The following is a 19,862-nucleotide window of genomic DNA, read 5'->3' as shown; positions in this document are numbered from 1 at the left end:
CCACTTAAATTTAATAATGCTGCTCATCATTTTCTGGCCGCACCAGATTTATCACCCAGCCAATAAACTTGTTACTTTGCTGCTTAAGATATTGGATATGCTGTTTATATTCATCAGTAATACTATTTCCTGCCTCAAAAACGGTTATTATTTTATCTGAAAATTGAACCCATTCTTTTGACCTGTTAAGCGTATTTAACGCCGAAGCTTCAATAATAATCACATCAAACATGGTTTTAAGGGCAGCGATCTTTTCGGTTACTATCTGCTCGCCACCTATTTCAAGCAGCGAATAACCACCGCCTTTATTACCTATAACCCTTATCATACTGTCGCCTGTAACAAACGATTTGTCAAGCACACCTGGCAAAAGATCTTCGAGATAATACTGTGTTTTAGTAAACCGAGTGATACCGGGATCGCTAAAATTGCCGTCTATTACCAATACCTTCTTATTTACTGATGCGTAGGCATAGGCCAGGTTAATAGCAACAAAGCTTTTTCCGGCCTCTTTTTCAATGCTATTGATTAACAATACCTGGTTATCGCCCATTTCGGTCTCAATTTCATAACGCAGCGACTGGATAAGATAACGCAGATGCCGGGTTTCGCCGGCCGCCTTATTATTATCCCAAACGGTCTTAAGATCAATTTCTTTATTACGCAACAGGTTAAGATAACCCAGTACAGGTATCTTGGTACGATCGGCCAGTTCGCTGGCATTGTTGATGCTATTGTCAAAAAAGAACAAGATGAATAATACAGCAATACAAAAAACAAAACTTACTGCACCACTGATGATAACCAACAACATTTTTTTTGAAGGTTGCGCGCTACCCGGCTCTGCAATTTCTATTATCCGCAATTGAGTAGAGAAGTTGGACTCCATGTTGGCCTGATTATACTTTTGCAGTATTTCAAGATACTCCTGGCTCGCAATGGTTATGGCACTCTCTAACGCTTGTGTAGCGGCCTCGTGTGGCACAAGTGCATCAAACTTTGTATTAAGACGATTAAGCTCTTTGTTAATGCTTCCGTTGCTGTTTTTTGCCAGTTCGTTTTGTACCTGCAAGCTAAGTTTTTGGTCAACAAGATCTTTTTTTGTTGATAGCGGATTAAGTACATACCTGTCAGACAAACTCCCGATTTGGGCGGAGATGGCACCGTTAAGCGAATCCATCTTCTGTTTATAGCGCGGATCAAAATTGCTTTGTACATAGGCATCAGTTACAGCTTGTAACTGCGTGCGGGTACTTAATACTTTTTGTGCGTCAGCTATTTTATCACTTTCGGCATACTGGCGGGCGGCAGGATCAAACTTTTTATCAATATCGTTAATGGCCGACTGTGTTGCATGTGCGTTTCGCTCTGCCTCTTCGCGCCGGGTCTCAAAATCAGACATTTGTCCGTATAAGCTTTTTGCCTTCTCATTAAGATTCAATACATGGTTTTTAATTTTGTATTGCTTAAGCGCAAGCATTTTTGCGTTTAAAGTATCTTGTTTGGTTTGCAATAACTGACCTAAAAAATTAACCGCCTTGCGTTGATTTTCTTTAACTAGTAAAGTGTAATAACTTACGAACTCAGTACACAGTGTATTTACTACTACTGCAGAAAGCTCGGCACCTTCAGAGTCAAATTGAACATTGATATAATCGCTGTTTTGCACGCGATAAACAAGCAAGGTTTTAAGTATCGACTGGTCATCATACTTCATCGACTCAAGCAGCTTATGCAACCCATTTTGATCCCGGTTAAATAATGACAATGCATGTCTTTTTTTATACAGATCTGTATAGGTAGCCAAAGCATGTTGTTTGGCACTTGCATTCAATTGGCTAAGTAACGTACTGGGTTTTCGGTAAGGTCTGTCGCTGGTCAGATCATGAATAATTAATTTATAGCTTAGCTGATCAAGCATTCTTTTTGATTTCAGCATTTCTATCAGGTTAGAAAACTGCTGATTTATTTTAGAGTCTTGAAGATCCAGTGCATCACTTAATATATGCTGTTGGGTCTGATCAACTATTCCCGTGGCCAGTTTGGCTTGCGACGAGTATACATCGGGCTGGTTATGTACCAGAAAATACGTAATAATTACTGCAAATATGGGAACCAGGACAAGTGTAAACTTATGTTTTTTAATTACCCTAAAAAATTTACCGAATTCCATTACTTAACATTTTCTAGTTTTGTACCAAGCAATTCTTCTAAATCTGCTTTCGCAATAAAAACGTTTGCCTCTGCTTGTACCTTTGTTTGCTGATGTTCGCTGTACTGTATTTGCACTTTGTTATAAGAGTCAAAAGTTTCCTCTCCTTTTTCAAACTTATGTTTTAAGTCTTTTAATGCGCTTTCTGTGTCGTGCATAGTGCTTATCTGCAGCTTAAGTTCGGCAACCCGCTGAATGTACAGGTAATATCTTTTTTTGATCTCGGTTGTTATGGTTATACGATATTCGTCAAGATCATTACGTGCTATAAGAAGCTCTTGTTTGGCCTGACGTACCTGATATGGCTTAGCTAACAAGGTGCCAATGTTTAAAAACACCCCGGCTTGCAAACCTTTAAAATAACTGGTAGAGGGGTTTACGGGGTCAATAGTAGTTGTACCCGGTTGGTATATATAAGAAACTGTCACTGCATCGAGCCATGAAACTTTAGCTTTAGTAATATTGCTGCCTGCTATATTGATACGATTTTGATAAGAGCGCATCCGCGGATAGTTTTTCATCGCGGTATCCACCAGTTTACTGATATACGCATCATCTGCAAGATTTTGTATAGTAGATTCCTGTGCTATGCCTTGTAAGCCTATCATCAGGAAAAAAAATATAAGTCCTTTTTTAATTTTAAAGTGCATTGGTATAAAGTTGTTTTTGGGCATTTATACAACTATAGTAATAAAAAATTTGTTTATGCATTAATTCTCTCCTGGCTTACATATACGTCAATTTCGAGGTTAAGTTACTGATATTGGACCAAACGCCTTGAATAAATCCGTCAAATAATTTTCCCCATTATCTCATCAATTAACAAAGCCTCAAGCCGAAGGAATGGTTGCGTTTGCTTTACTACCCTCAATTGCACTCAAATTTTATAAACAAAATAAAATCTATTACCTTATTTTAGCGTTAGTATAATCAATTCTATGATCAAAATCATACTGGCAGAGGATCATAATATCGTGCGTGATGGCATACGCAACCTTTTGGAAAAAGAAAAGGACATGCAGATAGTGGGCGAAGCGCTCAATGGCCAGGAAGTGATTGATCTTATTAACAAAGGCGTAACTGCTGATATTATTCTGGCCGATATTAACATGCCGTTACTGAATGGCATAGAGATGGCTGGCAAGCTATCTCAGGCTTCCAAAAACATTAAAGTAATTATCTTGAGCATGCTCGATCATGAGCGGTATGTAATGCAGGCTTTCCAGGCCGGTGTAAGTGGTTATTTGCTTAAAAATATAAGTGCCGACGAATTAACATTTGCATTACGGCATATTCATCTCGATGGGCGCTACATATGCGCAGAATTATCGCTTCGTCTCCTTGACCGGTTAATTGCGCAGCCCGACCGCCGGCAGCATGAGGCAGAAACCGGCATTGAGTTTTCTACCCGGGATATAGAAGTATTAATGCTTGTCTCCGACGGCCTGACTAACCAGGAGATAGCCGACAAATTGTTTACCAGTAAACGCACCGTCGAAGGTTACCGGCAATCACTCATCGAAAAAACCGGCGCACGCAATACAGCCGCACTCATCCGTTACGCCATCAAAAACGGCTTGATAAATTAAGAACAGAGCACTTTCTACAGTTACAATAGAACCCGAGCTAACCGTGAGCTAAAATGCGTATTTACCGGAACAAAATCGCCGTATTAATACGGAATATGTAAAAATCTTAGGCAATATCTTCGTTCCTATACAAGGGATTTGTTTGCTTATGATAACTGCAGAGAAAAATAAACGGGTACTGGTTGTTGATGATGACAACGACATTTTAGACATAATGGAAGAGATATTGACCTATGAGGGTTACGGAGTTAGTAGTTTAGATGACACCGATGATATCTTTTCTGAGATAAACCGTAACCGTCCGGACCTCATTATTCTTGATTACATCCTTAAAGGCATTAATGGCGGCGAGATATGCCATCAGATCAAAACCAATCCAAACACTTCTGATATTCCGGTTATACTAATATCAGCATATCCCAGGGTGTTTGGTTCACTCAGCAATTATGGTTGCAACGCGTTTATTGCCAAACCTTTTGACCTCAATGATATTACAGGTCGCATAACTGAACTTATTAGTATATCGCAAAACGCCAGCTCATGTTAGACAAGAACACAGTAAATAAAGTATTATTAATGGGCTATATAAGCAAAGAACCGCGCTGGCATGTTAACAACGGACAGCGCAGCTTATGCGTCCAGCTGGTAACCAGCGAATGGATAAAGAAAGATGGCGAACGCCTGCTACACGAAGAATATCATAGCATCAGCATACCCGAGAATCTTTCAAATACCCAGAATCTGAATAAAGGGGCCGTAGTGTATCTCCAGGGCCGAATACAAACCAAGATGTTTCTGGACGAAAAACGAATAAAACATTATCGTACAGAAGTATTGGCTACCAGCCTTGAGGTTTTAGATCTGACGTTTGCCCCTGCTCAGTTAAATATCTGACAATAAATTGTTTTGCGGAGGGCATAAATACTATTGAAATTGCGTGTTGATCGCAACTAATTTCCGTAGTTACCGGCAAACCCGCTTGACGTACCCATTGTTGATCTTATAAAATATCAACCCTGCGGTCTGCCTATATAGTTTGCTATTTAATTACATAGTTATTATTAACAGATACCCTGGCATAAGCCGGCGACTATTCTTATTTAATTTAAGCAAGGTCATGAAAGAGCGCGACACAAGAACATCCGAAAAGCAGAGAACAGAAAATCTGAGGCTGGTAACAGAATTTCCCTTAAGCGAAAAAGATGAGGTAGCGGCAGCAAGCCAACGTACCCGTCAGCTTTATGAAGAATGGGAAAAATTAAAAAAGATGGAGGATTATGATGGAAAAGCAAAATAAAAAGCCCCGGCTGCTAAAGTTTTAAAACTCGAACCCGGGGCTGCGATTAACGTAAAAAATACATAAGCAAAGCAGTAAGCGTCATTAACTGCTGCAATTAAAGCAGTTTTGACAGATCCGTTACCCAAAGCCGTTGCCAGGGTCAGGGCAAGGTACAATTATGGCGGCCGGTTAGCCTGATTCAGGCAAGCCACCCGACGCAGGTATTAGTTCCACATCGTACCGGCTAAACCCAGAACTATCCCCAACCACAGGGCAATAACAAACACAATTACGCTAAGTGCAATAGCACCTGCTTTTTTCCAGCCGCCCTGCTCACCCAGTGTGTCCGTCAAATAAGAAATGAAGCCCCCACCGGCACCGGCGAGCGGCACAACCAACAACGGTCTTATCATCCACAACTGTCCCCATTCAGGATGCGGCCTATCAGCACTCAACACAAAAAATAAAATAATGGCCAAACCAATAATTGCGCCAAGTACTGCCCTTTTTACTAAAGTTACAGGGACTAACAAATAATTATTCTGTATCATAATATTTAAATTAAAAATGCAATAGACAAACATAATAAAAGTACTTTGAATTGCAAAGTAAATATGAATTTTTCCTCTTTTTAAGTCGCATCCCCTTCCTATTTTTCGTAGGTTAGAAATAAATAATCGTTTCCCATGAAAATAAAAATCTTTGCTGTCTTTTTAGTAGCCTGTAGTTTTAAAGTTTGGGCTCAACATAAGCCCGCAAACACCAAACCCAACATTGTTATTATTCTGGCCGACGATATGGGCTACGGCGATGTGTCCGCATTAAACAAAGATGCCAAAACTCATACGCCAAATATTGATCAACTCGCTAAACAAGGCATAACTTTTACCGATGCCCATTCGGGTGGTGCGGTTTGTACGCCCTCAAGATATGGCATACTTACAGGCCGCTATTATTTCAGGCTCCCAAAACACGACGAATACCTGGGCTACTTACAACCGTTGATTGAAAGTTCGCGCGAAACCATAGGCTCCCTAATGCAACGTGCCGGGTATGAAACCGCTGTTGTAGGTAAGTGGCACCTAGGTTTATCGTGGGGAGTTAAAGATACCGGTCAACCACAGTACCGGCGCGGCAAAGGCAGCGGTTATACAAACACCGATTTTAAAAAACCAATCGGCCACGGGCCGGAGGCGCTGGGTTTTAATTACAATTTTATTCTACCCGCTTCGCTGGATATGCCGCCTTACACTTTTGTAAAAAATAACCAGGTGGTTGATCCGGATGTTATTCTGACTGCTGACGCTTATCCTCATAAAAAAGATGACACTAAACGTGTTTGGGATAAAAAGTATACCAATGCTGATGACATTTACTGGGAGCGCGGCATTTGGTGGCGTAACGGCGAGATGTCGCGCACATTTAAAATGGAGAACTGCCTGGATACAATAGTAAGCCAGGGTTTGTCCTTTATTGACAGGCATGTAAAAAGCCAGCCCGACAAGCCATTCATGCTTTATCTCCCCCTAACCGGCCCCCATACTCCGTGGTTAACCGACGCAGCCTTTAAAGACCAAACGGCCATGGGTGTTTATGGCGATTTCGTGCTCCAGATAGATAATGTAGTGGCGCAGGTAAATAACCAATTGAAAAAATCAGGTATCAGTGATAACACTATTATTATTTTTGCGAGCGATAACGGCGCACCCTGGGCCGAGGACGACATACAGGTTTATAACCACCAAAGTAATGCCGGTCGCCGTGGACAGAAAGGCGACATTTATGATGGCGGACACCATATCCCACTCATTGTAAAATGGCCCGCTAAAATTAAAAAACCTGCGACTTACACCCATACTGTAAGCCTTATCGATATGATGGCCACCTTTGCCCAACTAAGCGGCCAGCAAATAGCCAAGCCCTACGGCGAAGACAGCTTCAGCTTTTATGAGGTGCTTATGGGTAATGTAACAACACCAACCCGAGAGGATATCCTGTATGAATCATCACGAGGTAAACTAGCTATCAAGAAAGGCGATTGGAAATACATAGATTGCCTGGGTTCGGGCGGGTTTACAGAGCCATCTGTGCTTGAAACTGTAAAAGGCGGGCCAACAGGTCAGCTATATAACCTAAAAGCCGATCCACTGGAAAGCAAGAACTTATTTAGCCAAAATCCTGAAAGGGTAAAGGAGTTGAAAGCATTACTTGATCAATACGTTAAGCAGGGTTATACCATATCCAAAATTAACCGGTAAAATATTAATGGAAAGGGTAATCAATCAATTTGCTTTCTTCGTTTGCAGAAATGGTATCTGAGTGAGATGAGTTGCCTACGTTTTCAATTACATAACGAAAACCGGCAATGAGAATAGAGTTGTTGTTGTGTATCTTTTTTTCGTATACCCAGGCGTTAGCCGCGTCGGGGATATCCTTTATCTTTATTGTTGCAAGTGTTGAATCGAACAGGGTGGTGTTTTTTTTTCTGATAAATATTGAAAAGATAATGTTGTTTGAATCGTCAGATAGATCCTTATCAGTATAAAGCCTAAATTTAACAGTAAGGCTATGAGGCGAAACTGCCGGCATCTGGCCTTTTTTACAAGATAGCATAGCCACCACTATCGCCACCATGGTTAAGATTACTGATTTTTTCATTTATAATTGGTTTCACTACAACTACGTTGGCTAAGCTATACCGGTTGCCTTTACCGCTCTAAAGAACCTTGTTAACGACATTACCTTGATTGCATTACCAGAAGTGTACGCCATTGAACATCGTTCTGTATCATAACCGTGCAATAGCAGCAACTATATTTTTTTAATACCCTGATTTTCAAGAAAGTAAAGAATGGCACAATATTATAAAGGCTTTACAATCATTATTTTAAACCTTTACACCCATGATTAAAAATTATATCAAAATAGCCTGGCGCAATGTGGTTAAAAATGCCATGCCGTCGTCTATTAACATTGCCGGTTTGGCGGTAGGCTTAGCCAGCTTTATTGTGATTTTGATATATCTCAATTATGAGTTAAGTTATGATAAGTGGGACCCATCGCTTAAAAAGGTGTATAAAGTATCGTTCAAAGAAAAAGGCGATGTACAACCAACCACGCCAGCGCCATTGGCCTATATGTTGGCCCATAACCATCCTAATATTGAGGCTGCAACCTGTATCCAACCAGACGATGACTATCAGGTGTTAATGGCAACCGCCGATAAAAAAATCTTTCAGGATGGTATAGTCACTGTAGCAGATTCATCTTTTTTCAAAGTTTTTCCTTATCAATTGGCCATCGGTAATGTCAATATGGCCTTACTGGCTCCTGATGCCATTATTTTAAGTCAGGAAGTAAGTCAAAAGTTATTTGGCCACAGCAACCCAATGGGTAAAACAATAAAAATGTTTGATCAGGTAAATTGCGTCGTAACAGGTGTATTAAAAGACGCTGCAACCCCAACACATTTTTCTGCCAAAGTTTTAATGCGCGACCCCTGGCATAAAACCAATAATTTTTGGGGGAATTACTCATTTCTGACCTATATCAAACTCAAACATCCGGTTGCCGACCGTCAACTGGAAGCTAGCCTGAACCGGGTATATTTCGTAGATTGGATGAAACGCTTCGGTAAGCCTGCAAACACCAAACGCTCCGACCTTCGTAATACAATATTCACCGACAAGGTCGGGAATATCCATAACTTCCCTAAATATGGCGCGAGCAATTTCAAGATCACGCTGGTACTGTTGGTATTGGCTATATTTCTGCTGATAGCAAGCGCCATTAACTTTAGTAATTTAACTATAGTTCGCGCCATTACCAGGGCCAGGGAAGTAGGCATACGCAAAGTACTGGGCTCAACGCGGTGGAATATTATCTTTCAATCGCTACTCGAAATCAGCATTCAATGCCTCATAAGCCTTATACTGGCGTCGGCATTAGTATCGCTGCTATTGCCCTATTTCAGCAACAGCTTTAATGTGCCACTTTCTTTTTCAGGTAATGAAAACGCCGCGTCCCTTTGTTTACAAATAGCCGGGATCCTAGTTGCAATAATTTTAGTTTCAGGTTTGTACCCGGCGTTGTTTTTATCAAACTTTAGGGTGGCTACAGTTTTAAAAGGCGACCAAGTCGATGGCGGTAAAGGCGTATTTTTCAGAAACAGTTTATTAGTGGTGCAGCTGACGCTGTCGGCATTATTTATTACCGGTATCGTTATCATTAACCGGCAACTAAATTATATACAAAATAAAGATCTGGGGCTAAATCCTTCGCAAGTGGTACGTATTGAGGCTTTGCAACAAAGCCGCGAAAGCAATTTTTCTACAGTGCGTAACACCTTGCTGGCAATTCCGGGAGTTGAATATGTGTCAAAAACAACATCAGTGCCGGGAAGCACTAACATTGATACCAACACTGCTAAATTTGGTTTCGAGGGTTCAAAATACCGGCTTAACTCAGTAAAAATAAGCGCTGATTTCTTCAAAACTCTAGGCATCAAACTGGTTGAAGGCCGTTATTTTGATGACAGTTACCCCGAAGATCTGGACAATACCGCCATCATTAATGAATCGGCGGCAAAAAGGATGCATATTAAATATGCAATAGGCAAAAACATTATTTTCCCCTATTGCGATACACTGCCTTATCACATAGTGGGTGTTGTAAAAGATTTTAATGTGCAAAGCCTTGAAAATATGATTGTGCCAACCATTTATTCTATATCCAACCAGCATTGCGGATTCAGGTCGGGTGGAGCAATATTAATAAAATTAAAAACCGACAGTATTAAATCGTCAATGGCAGCTATAACGGCAGCCTGGAAAAAATTTGAACCGGCTTACCCTATTCGCTATTCATTCCTAGACCAAAATTTTAAAAATTTATATGTTACTTATCACAGGCTGAGCACCATAATATTGTTCTTTTCGGCAATATCTGTATTAATAGCCGTAAGCGGATTGTTTGCATTAACCTCATTTCTGGCTCAGCTGCGGGTAAAAGAGATAGGTGTACGTAAGGTACTGGGTGCATCGGTGGCAAATATCACAACGCTGTTATCTAAAGACTTCGTAAAACTGGTTATTCTGTCCATAGTCATTGCCACGCCGATAGCCTTTTGGGCGTTGAGTAAATGGCTGAATGATTTCGCCTACCGCATTAGTTTGCAATGGTGGATGTTTGCTTTATCCGGCGTATTAGTGGTAGCCATCACCCTGCTCACCGTTGGTAGCCAGGCAATGCGCTCCGCTATGGCAAATCCCGTAAAGAGCTTAAGATCTGAATAAAGGACTTAAGTTCACCGATCGTCTAGTTATTTGTAAGGATTACAGGCGTTTCCCGACATATCCTGTATGGATAAAAAATATCAACAATACGCGCCGCTTGTATTGCGGCTCATAATGGGTTATGGTTTTATGGCGCACGGTTGGGTAAAACTAAGCCGGGGCCCTATCGGTCTGGAAAAATTGCTGACACAAATAAATGTGCCTATGCCCCATTTAAATGCCTTGCTGTTACCTTTTGTTGAGTTAATTGGCGGGCTGGCTATATTTGTGGGCGCATTTACCACGGTGGCGAGTATCCCGCTCATTCTTACTATGCTGGTAGCAATTATAACCGTGAACTATAAATTTGGATTTAGCTCGGTGAATACCATTGGCTTAACGCCCCCCGGTCCAAAATTCGGGCCGCCCGGGTATGAGATCAACTTATTATATATTGCAGGACTATTATCATTAACATTGTCAGGTGCAGGTAGGCTGTCTGTAGATGCCTGGCTTAAACAACGCCGGGACCCCTAAGTTACTTTATCCCTTTAGGCAAAGTACTTACGGCTGTCCAGCCGCCGTCTACAATGATGCTTTGCCCTGTGATGTGTTTGGCTTCTTCTGATACCAGGAACAATACGGTATTGGCAATGTCGCTTACATAAGCCGGGCGGCCCATGGGTGTAATTTCGCACCAAACACGTTCGTAATCGGCTTCAAGCATAGTGCGCTCGGTTAGCGTTGCACCCGGTGCCACTGTATTTACATTGATTTTATATTGCGACAGTTCAATAACCAGGTTTTTAGCCAGCATTTCTAACGCCGCTTTGGTCATGGCGTAACAGGCCAGGTCTTTCAACGCCTGGTGACCTACAACCGACGAGGTAAATAATATCGATCCGCCACCTTGCTGCAGCTTCATTTTGTTAGAGGCCGCTTGCGCCAGAAAAAATGATCCACCCAGATTTACCCGTAAAACCTCGAAAAAAGCATGAGGCGAATAAGTTGCGAAATCGCCATATAAAGTAATACCAGCGTTGGCAATAACGATATCCAGATGGCCATAGTCACTTACGGTTTTATCTACCATCCGGTTTATAAAACCGACATCGCTTGAATCGCCCGGAAAAGCAATACAGTTTTGTCCGCCGGGTGCGTTTATCTTTTCGGCAGCTGCATTTGCCAGTTCGGCATCAATATCATTGAGCAGTACAGTAGCACCATTTGCCGCCAGCTGACGACAAATTTCAAAACCAATACCCTGACCCGCGCCGGTAACAATGGCAATTTTGTCTTTAAATTTCATATAGTTTATAAAAAAGGCCCCGAGGCAAAGCACCGGACCACCAAAGTAAAAAATAAACCTTCAAATATCAACTCCACAAAATATTCACTGCTATTAAATCATTTTTTGTAAGTTAGTAATAATGTTGTTGTATAGACAACGTCATTAGTTAAACCTGATAAACAATCTTCTCATGCAAAAAAAGTATTTCATAGCTGTGGTGCTGTGGCTATCAGCAATTGTAAGTATCCACGCGCAAAATGCAGAAGTGCGTCAAAAGGATGGTTCGTTAGAACTTGCAAAAATCGATCATGTAAAGCCGCGCAATATTGTATTTATTCTGGCGGATGATCATCGCTATGACGCCCTGGGTTTTTTGCATACGCAGGATTTTATTGAGACACCCAATCTGGACCGCATAGCGCGCGAAGGTGCCTATTTGCCTAATGCCTTTGTAAGCAATTCGCTTTGTTCACCGTCAAGAGCTTCAATTTTAACAGGTTTGTATTCGCATAAACACAAGGTGATCGATAATGAACATCCTGTTTCGCCTGATCTGATCTTTTTTCCACAATATTTGCAAAAGGTTGGCTACCAAACCGCTATGGTGGGTAAATGGCACGCCGGTAACGACAGCGATGAGCCTAAACGCGGTTTTGATTACTGGCTATCGTTTAAAGGGCAAGGCTCTTATCTTCCCGAAAAAAAAGGCCTTAACTTAAACGGCAAACACATTGCTCAAAAGGGTTATATCACTGATGAATTGACCGGCTATGCAATCGACTTTCTAAGTCATCGCGATAAAAAACGGCCGTTCATGTTATACCTGGCGCACAAAGGCGTACATGCCGATTTTATACCCGCCGAGCGCGATAAAGGACGCGCTGCAAAATATGAATTTAAGCCACCCCGTACCATGGACCCCAAAAATGTACAGGGCGCACCAATGTGGGTGCAAAACCAACGCAACTCATGGCATGGCGTTGACTTCCCTTATCATAGCGATCTGGATATAGGCAGTTATTATAAACGCTATGCCGAAACGCTGCACAGCGTGGATGAGTCGGTGGGCAAAGTAATGGATTATTTGCAGAAAGAAGGTCTGCTGCAATCCACCCTGATCATTTATATGGGCGATAACGGTTTCCAATTTGGCGAGCATGGTTTGATAGACAAGCGCAATGCTTACGAAGCCTCCATGCGTATACCGATGCTGGCTTACTGCCCTGACCTGATTAAACCCGGCACCGTTGTTAAACAGGTTGTTGCCAATATAGATGTTGCGCCAACACTACTTGAAGCCGCCGGACTAAAAGCGCCAGCTTATATGGATGGCATGAGCTATCTGCCACTATTGGAGGGCAAATCTGTAGATAACTGGCGCAAAGGCTTATTGTATGAGTATTATTGGGAGCGCTCTTTCCCGCAAACACCAACCATGCACGCCTTGCGTACTGATCAATATAAATACATTCGTTATTACGGCATTTGGGACACCGACGAGCTTTACGATATACAAGCCGATCCGCTGGAAACCAAAAACCTGATTCGCGATCCTAAATATGCTTCGACAGTAAAGGCGATGAACAAAGAATTATTTGAAGCCCTTGCGGATACTAAAGGCATGTACCTGCCGCTAACTACCGACGTTGGCGGACAATCAAACCTACGCAATAAGTACGGCGCCCCAGAGGCTAAATTTCCTGATTATTTGATTAAGGATACGAAGGCAAGGAAGAAGAAGTAATCTAAACTTCATTAAAGACGGTGCCATTTCAACCAACGGGAGAACTTGTTCCTGGAGCAACGCAAAAAAATCTTATACAAGATATTATCTATCCCTCGTATAAGATTTTTTCGCTATGCTTGAACTGACATGATTGTGAAGATGTACGCTATTTATAAACTATCTTAAAAATAGCGCCCTTCAAATCATCAGCCACATACAGTGCCCCATCAGGACCCTGGGCCAGACCCATAGGGCGGTACTTCATGGGGCCGGTTGGGTGTGCCAAATCGCTGCCGGCGAAGTTGTCGGCAAATACTTCCCACTTTGATGACAACTTACCGTTAAGCAGCGGTATAAATGCTACCAGGTAGCCCTGTACCGGATTAACCGAACGGCCATGCAACACTACAAATGCGCCATTCTTATATCGTTTCGGGAACATGTTGCCGGTGTAAAACAACAGGTCATTAGGAGCCATGTGGCCAGGGAACGCTACCGCCGGGTCGGCGTATTTATCGGTGGTTGTTTTACCATCACCGCCGTACTCCGGTGACACCATTTTGTGTTTTAACTGCTGGTCGTAGTAAGCATAGGGCCAACCGGCGTCAGTACCCTGGTGTAGTTCATAAATAGTTTCACCTGGTAATTCGGCGCTTTTTTGGGGCGTAAAATATGCAGGAGACATTTTATCAAAGCTGCGGCCGTGCTGGGTTGCAAATACGGTTTTGGTAGCCGGGTTATAATCAATACCCACGGCGTTTTTAATCCCTGTAGCATAGCGTACACCATCGCCCAAAGTCTGATTCAGTTTATTGGCTTTAAACTTCCAGACGCCGGCAGCCGAGTCTAATATCGGGCAGCCCTGAATGCCTTCGCCTGAGTTTTTTTGGCGACAAGCATCAGACCATGAGCCAATGGTTACAAACAGATTTCCCTGATCGTCCAATGCAATAGATTTTGAATTGTCATGCTGATGATCTACAAGGCCTTGTACAACAATCTCCGGCTTATCCGGCGAAATAACTTCATCCTTATCATTCAGTTTATAGCGAAATAAGCCGGTACTTGAAGTTGAATACAGGTAATGATCTTTGATCTTGATGCCGGTACCTGGATAATTGGCGAAGGCTAGCTTTTTGTCCAGGCGCCCATCGTGATTGGTATCGCTCAGAAAATAAATACCTTTGCCGCCGCTGCGACGGGTCGAGTTCAAATTTACGTAGACGTCGCCTTTATTGGTAACCACCAGGTGGCGCAACGAGCCAACCGAGTCGGCAACTATTGTGGCAGAGAAACCCGCAGGTAGTTTGAGTTCGGCTGGTTTAGCGCCTGTAAATTTATTTGCAATAAAACCGCTCAGGCCAATCATGGCGGCCAATACACCGGCCGACCAAAAAAATTTCTTATTCATTGTAGTTTATAGTAAAAATTTGATTGTCGCCAAGATACGGATTCGGCGTATTGTGCGGGCTATCTAACGGAATAGTTACAGCCTGTTATTTATCATTGCGCGGCCGGAACGATGAAGCACCGCAAAGATGCAATACTCGCGATTGCCACACTTCGCCCGTAATGACAATGGCACTAGGTATCCTATTTCCCCAATCGCAAAATGGTATAAGAGTTTCCCGGGAAGCTATAATTCAAAGTATTTCCGCTGCGCGGGACTGTTGTTTCTTTTGTTGATATATTAGTAGGTTGTTCCGGCGTATTCTCTGCCTTCGGGTCGCCTGCCAGGGTGTATACTTTTACCGCACTATTCCCCCCAAAACTACCCAAATTAACCGTAGCTGCCACCGTACCGCTCTTAGTATTCACTACGTGGATCACTAATTCATCGCCCGCCTCACTGCGAGTGGCTGTTACATCCAGACCGCCCTCGACAACACTTTCTACCCGCAATGGCTCATGATTTTTGGCAGCCATCTGCGTAGCATAAAACGGCGGCATGCCCCATACCTTCGACGTCGTAAAGAACACCTGCCCCTGATCCCAGCCGTTATCATTTTGCCCCAGGGCTTGCAGGCCGTTGGCCGCGCATGAAGTGAGCACAAAATCGCCGTGACGACGAACGGCATTTAAAGTAGTAGCATGGCCCAATGCGCGTTGCTGGTTGTGCAGGCCGCCATTTTCCTCAAAAATGGTGATCCTGAGTTTGGTATTAGGGTCCCATTTCAAAAACAGGTCTTTCATGTTTTGGAGGTCGCGGTCAACTTTGGAACCGGCGTTGGCATTATCGGCATCGGTATGCAGATCCCAATAATCGGCACGGCCGTTTATCGCTCTGAAAACCATTTCCATGTTATCCAACGATCTCGGACGCCACCAGGCCGCACAAATCACTTTGATCTCCGGATTGCTTTTGTGAATAACATCGTACAATAAATTAAAGCGCTCCGCATAGTGCTGGTAATCGTTCTTTAAGTCGCCCCAAATTACCTCCTCATTACCCAGTTCAATGTATTTCAATTTATAAGGTGACGGATGACCGGCATCTGCCCGCTTTTTTCCCCAGGGGGTAGTAGTGCTTCCTGTCAGGTATTGCAGCATGTCGGCAACGTCCTGCGGGGTTTCTTCAACATTGATAGCAAAAGCTGCGTCAAAACCTGCAGCTTCGCAATAAGCCACAAATTCTTCAATACCAAACCCATTGCTGGTGTACGGGTACCAATGGCCCTCATAGATAGGGCGCTTATCGCGCGGGCCCACCATATTTTTCCATTTATAATCGGGGGCATTCACCATAGTACCGCCGTAGCGCACAAAGTTCAGGCCTTCGTCCTGCATTTTATGGGCAATATCGGCACGCAGAGGCAAACCTTTAAACTGCTCAGCGCCGGTGCCCATTAGTGTAGCCTGATCAACCGTTAGTTTTCCTTTTTTGCTGATGTAAATAACAAAGCGCGCTTTGGCGTCGGTTGCGTTAGCCTTTAGCCTGAATGCATGTTTTGTCCAATTGGATGCTACGCCGTTAAACTGCTGTGCCGCATAAGTTTTAGTTCCCGCAGCGTTTTGCAGGGCAACGGTTACCGGGCTGGTCAATCCATCGGCCTTAAAAAACACCGAACCCTGAAAAGTCTGGCCTTGTTTTATGCCGATGCCCCAGTGATTCAATCCGTTGTTGGCTACGCCCACTTTACCGGTGCCTCCTAAAAATTCGATGACTTGAGCTTGCTTACTGTTATAGGCATCCATACTATCCAATGCAAATTTAGCTTTCGCTGATGGGCTCGCGACCGCATCCCAAACCTGGCTAACCTGTAATGAGGGTTTGCCAACAAAATCAGCTTTAATTGCCGCACCATTTTGTTTAATAACGATACCTTTAAATATCGCACCCGCATGGAAAGTGCGCAGGCCCACCTTGCCACTTAACAGCGGCTTATCATCATCCGTATAGCTTAAAGCCGGGCTGCCCTCGTTATTCAGGTAGATGGTAATCTGGCCATCGTTCATGTCTACTTTTAAATGGGTCCAACCCGTTTTGTCAAAACTTACCTTGCTTTCTTTCAGTAATTTAAAGTTGTGCACATGCTTGCCCAGCACCAGTATCTGACGGCCGGGGTTCAGGCTTATCTCATAACCATCAAAATCATCCATCCCCGCCTGCTCGCGGCCGACACGGACAATAAAACCAGCATTCTCACCCCTACGGGTAAATTTAATATCAGCCTCCACGCTGCCATTTTTTATGATCGGGTTTTCGCGGACCAGTTTGTCGCCGGGGCCGGCTTTTACTTCAATACCGCCATCGTTGGCTGTCCACTGGCCATTCAGCGTTTTCCAGCCCCGGTAACTGATGGGCGGAGCCGGTTCCTCAAAACTTTCGCCGTATAGGCGCTGATCATATAAACCCCCATATATTTCATGGTTCACATCTTCAATACATGAGCCATACATTTTGGACGGAATTTTATTAAGCACTTTAGAAGCGTCAACAGTAATACGGGCATTTTGTGCCGACGCAGCCAGTGCAAAAAAAGCCAGGCCTGTAGCGCTAATAGATATACAGAAGAGGTGCTTCATGTCGAGATGGTTTATTTTTAACGGCGAGGATTGAAAAATTGTTCAAAAATCATAGATTGTATCGCAATATGTTTGCACGCAATTGATCTTTTTTAGTTCAATTTTGACTAATGGGAGAACAAAAGGGTGTTACCCTGTTTACATCCAACCAAATCAACCCTGTACAAAAAAAGGCCAAAATTGTGCAAAAACAAGTCGGCATAAATTGCAACTTAGCATTGCGTAAAAGCGTTTTCAAAAACAATTCTGTTTAATAGTAAATATTAAATGATCTCTTTTAAAAAATCCATTTTTGCCCTGGCATTAAGCCAATTGGTGTTTGCAGCCCGGCAAGGTTCTGCACAAGAGCACACTATACATCCCTTAACCCTGCAGTCGGTTAAAGTAAACGACTCTTTCTGGAGCCCGAAGATCAAAGTGTGGAATACGGTGACCGTGTATGATGTTTTAGATAAACTGGAAGGCAAGTACGAACCTGATCGTCCCATTATCAAAAATGAGAAAGAAAAATGGGGCCGTACCCGTGACGCCTTTCGAAACTTCGACCTGGTAGCACAAGGCAAGACAGATATTAACCAGCATGACGGGCCACCCTGGTATGACGGCCTGGTGTATGAAACTATCCGTGGCGCTGCTGATATATTGGCCTCCTACCCCGACCCGAAACTGGAAAAGAAACTAGACGTTTACATTGATCGCATAGCAGCTGCGCAAGCGGTTGACCCCGATGGTTATCTGAATACCTATACCACCCTTACCCCTTCAAAGCAACGCTGGGGCTTAAACGGCGGGCAGGATCGCTGGCAACACGACGTTTATAATGCAGGTATGCTGGTTGATGCAGGCATTCATTATTACAATGCTACCGGCAAAACAAAACTATTGGCAGTGGGCGTAAAGTTGAGTAACTATATGTTTAAAGAGATGGGCCCTGCGCCAAAAAACAACATCGTTCCCGGTCACGGCGGACCGGAAGAAATTGAGCTGCGTTTGTACCAGCTGTTTAAAAAACATCCGGAATTGAAAAGCAAGATGGGCGTACCTGTACATGAGCAAAATTATCTGACGCTGGCTAAATACTGGATAGATGACCGCGGCAATCATGGTAACCCTGATGGCACCTATAAACGCGCCAGCGATGGTTCTTACAATCAGGATGAAGTACCGGTAGTGGAACAAAGCACTATTGAGGGCCATGCTGTCAGGGCAACTTTGCTGGCCAGCGGAGTAACGGCCACGGCACTGGAGACCAAAGACCCGGCCTATATTAAAACCGTTAACAACTACTGGAACAATATGGTGGGCAAGCGCATGTTTATCACCGGCGGCGAGGGTGCTATAGCTGACGACGAGCGCTTCGGACCGAATTATTTTCTACCTGAGCATGCTTACCTGGAAACCTGTGCTTCTATTGGTTCAGGTTTCTTTAGCGAACAGATGAATGAACTGGAAACCGACGGCAAATACATGGACGAGTTTGAGCGTGTAGTTTATAACAACTTGCTGTCGGGTGTATCATTAAGCGGCGATCATTATTTTTATGAAAACCCGCTCGTCGCCACAGACCACAACCGCTGGGCATGGCACGACTGCCCCTGCTGCCCGCCAATGATATTGAAAATGGTATCGGCATTGCCCCAATATATTTATGGTTACAATAAGGACAATGTGTACGTAAACTTGTTCATTGGCAGCGAAGGTAAAATTAATCTTAGCGGCGGCAATATCGCCCTGAAACAAACCACCGGCTACCCCTGGAAAGGCAATACGCGCATTGACGTGACTACCGACAAACCGAAAACCTTTACCCTGAATGTACGCATCCCGGGTTGGGCAGTGCATAAGGAAAATCCTTTCGACCTGTATCATTCAAATGTTAGCGGCAACGTGACGCTGAAAATTAACGGCAAAGCCGTTGCCCTGAACCAATTGAAAGGCTACGCAACCATTACACGCACCTGGAAAAAAGGTGATGTAGTTGAGCTGAGCCTGCCGGTACAGCCCCGCATTGTTTCAGTAAACGATTCGGTGCAGACTATTAAGGGTAAGATTGCGATTGCAGCGGGTCCGGTGGTGTATGGTTTCGAGAATATAGAGAACCCTGGCGTACAGGATTATACGCTGAACCCTAATGTTAAAATGGCAATGAACTATAACGCTGATTTATTGAACGGCGTGAATGTGATAACAGGCGAAACTACCAACAAAGAAGGCAAAAGCGTAAGCTTTACAGCAATACCTTTTTATAGTTTGGGTAACCGCAAGCTCAGTACAACATACCAGGTTTGGATGCCGGAGGGGAAGTAGATTAACATATATCCATTGTCATTTCAACGAGGAACGAAGAGAAATCTTGTACGCCGCGCTAATTATCGCTCGTATAAGATTTTTTCGCGTTGCTTAAGAGAGAAGCTCTCCGCGCCACGGCTCATGCTTAGAGAGCCCTGGCACACCGGTTTTGCTTCG

General features: G+C 43.5%; 16 protein-coding genes. 9 read left to right on the top strand and 7 right to left on the bottom strand.

Translation table 11 applies throughout. The features are described from left to right. Positions 1-10: 10 nt before the first annotated feature. Both ABD772_RS08945 and ABD772_RS08940 read right to left on the bottom strand, forming a co-directional pair. Positions 11-2,173 (bottom strand): exopolysaccharide transport family protein, encoded by a 2,163-nt coding sequence (locus ABD772_RS08945; protein ID WP_345103030.1) that lies wholly within the window; start codon positions 2,171-2,173, stop codon positions 11-13. Beyond that, on the bottom strand, positions 2,173-2,862 hold the full coding sequence (locus ABD772_RS08940; RefSeq protein ID WP_345103028.1) for a TolC family protein: 690 nt from the start codon (positions 2,860-2,862) through the stop codon (positions 2,173-2,175). The genes ABD772_RS08945 and ABD772_RS08940 overlap by 1 nt, the downstream gene beginning before the upstream one ends. A gap of 288 nt (positions 2,863-3,150) precedes the next feature. Between ABD772_RS08940 and ABD772_RS08935 the strand changes: the two genes are divergently transcribed. From ABD772_RS08935 to ABD772_RS08920, 4 genes are all read left to right on the top strand, one after another. Next, positions 3,151-3,801: a response regulator gene (locus ABD772_RS08935; protein WP_345103026.1), complete on the top strand. Its 651-nt coding sequence runs from the start codon at positions 3,151-3,153 to the stop codon at positions 3,799-3,801. A 148-nt stretch (positions 3,802-3,949) separates the two neighbouring features. Further along, positions 3,950-4,348, top strand: a complete 399-nt coding sequence (locus ABD772_RS08930) for a response regulator (protein ID WP_345103024.1) — start codon at positions 3,950-3,952, stop codon at positions 4,346-4,348. Further along, positions 4,342-4,695: a single-stranded DNA-binding protein gene (locus ABD772_RS08925; RefSeq protein ID WP_345103021.1), complete on the top strand. Its 354-nt coding sequence runs from the start codon at positions 4,342-4,344 to the stop codon at positions 4,693-4,695. The genes ABD772_RS08930 and ABD772_RS08925 overlap by 7 nt, the downstream gene beginning before the upstream one ends. 223 nt (positions 4,696-4,918) lie before the next feature. Beyond that, entirely contained in the window at positions 4,919-5,098 is a 180-nt protein-coding gene (locus ABD772_RS08920; RefSeq protein ID WP_345103019.1) for a hypothetical protein, read from the top strand. Between the two features lie 206 nt (positions 5,099-5,304). Here the strand turns inward: ABD772_RS08920 and ABD772_RS08915 are convergent, their stop codons facing one another. Further along, a complete protein-coding gene (locus ABD772_RS08915; protein WP_345103017.1) occupies positions 5,305-5,631 on the bottom strand; it encodes a hypothetical protein in 327 nt (108 codons plus the stop codon). A 135-nt stretch (positions 5,632-5,766) separates the two neighbouring features. Between ABD772_RS08915 and ABD772_RS08910 the strand changes: the two genes are divergently transcribed. Then, positions 5,767-7,338 carry a sulfatase family protein gene (locus ABD772_RS08910; protein ID WP_345103015.1) on the top strand — a complete coding sequence of 524 codons (1,572 nt, stop codon included), beginning with the start codon at positions 5,767-5,769 and terminating at the stop codon, positions 7,336-7,338. Between the two features lie 4 nt (positions 7,339-7,342). Here the strand turns inward: ABD772_RS08910 and ABD772_RS08905 are convergent, their stop codons facing one another. Then, positions 7,343-7,738, bottom strand: a complete 396-nt coding sequence (locus tag ABD772_RS08905) for a hypothetical protein (protein WP_345103013.1) — start codon at positions 7,736-7,738, stop codon at positions 7,343-7,345. A 245-nt stretch (positions 7,739-7,983) separates the two neighbouring features. Between ABD772_RS08905 and ABD772_RS08900 the strand changes: the two genes are divergently transcribed. Then, positions 7,984-10,374: an ABC transporter permease gene (locus ABD772_RS08900; protein ID WP_345103011.1), complete on the top strand. Its 2,391-nt coding sequence runs from the start codon at positions 7,984-7,986 to the stop codon at positions 10,372-10,374. 66 nt (positions 10,375-10,440) lie between these two features. After that, positions 10,441-10,890: a DoxX family protein gene (locus tag ABD772_RS08895; protein ID WP_345103009.1), complete on the top strand. Its 450-nt coding sequence runs from the start codon at positions 10,441-10,443 to the stop codon at positions 10,888-10,890. Between the two features lies 1 nt (position 10,891). On the opposite strand, the gene ABD772_RS08890 is transcribed toward ABD772_RS08895, so the two are convergent. Continuing rightward, positions 10,892-11,662 carry an SDR family NAD(P)-dependent oxidoreductase gene (locus ABD772_RS08890; protein ID WP_345103007.1) on the bottom strand — a complete coding sequence of 257 codons (771 nt, stop codon included), beginning with the start codon at positions 11,660-11,662 and terminating at the stop codon, positions 10,892-10,894. Positions 11,663-11,834: 172 nt separating this feature from the next. Between ABD772_RS08890 and ABD772_RS08885 the strand changes: the two genes are divergently transcribed. Further along, entirely contained in the window at positions 11,835-13,388 is a 1,554-nt protein-coding gene (locus tag ABD772_RS08885) for a sulfatase family protein (protein ID WP_345103005.1), read from the top strand. A gap of 148 nt (positions 13,389-13,536) precedes the next feature. Here ABD772_RS08885 and ABD772_RS08880 read toward each other — a convergent pair whose 3' ends face one another. Further along, entirely contained in the window at positions 13,537-14,781 is a 1,245-nt protein-coding gene (locus ABD772_RS08880; protein WP_345103003.1) for a PQQ-dependent sugar dehydrogenase, read from the bottom strand. Positions 14,782-14,963: 182 nt separating this feature from the next. Beyond that, the gene (locus ABD772_RS08875; RefSeq protein ID WP_345103001.1) at positions 14,964-17,396 is read right to left on the bottom strand and encodes an alpha-L-arabinofuranosidase C-terminal domain-containing protein; all 2,433 of its coding nucleotides are present in this window, start codon (positions 17,394-17,396) and stop codon (positions 14,964-14,966) included. 267 nt (positions 17,397-17,663) lie between these two features. On the opposite strand from ABD772_RS08875, the gene ABD772_RS08870 reads away from it, so the two are divergent. After that, the gene (locus tag ABD772_RS08870; protein ID WP_345102999.1) at positions 17,664-19,703 is read left to right on the top strand and encodes a glycoside hydrolase family 127 protein; all 2,040 of its coding nucleotides are present in this window, start codon (positions 17,664-17,666) and stop codon (positions 19,701-19,703) included. Positions 19,704-19,862 lie beyond the last annotated feature (159 nt).

Origin of the sequence: Mucilaginibacter panaciglaebae (assembly GCF_039539265.1) — a bacterium.
Taxonomy (GTDB): Bacteria; Bacteroidota; Bacteroidia; order Sphingobacteriales; family Sphingobacteriaceae; genus Mucilaginibacter; species Mucilaginibacter panaciglaebae.
Note: the sequence above shows the minus strand (reverse complement) of the source record. Positions and strands in the feature narration are given on the sequence as shown.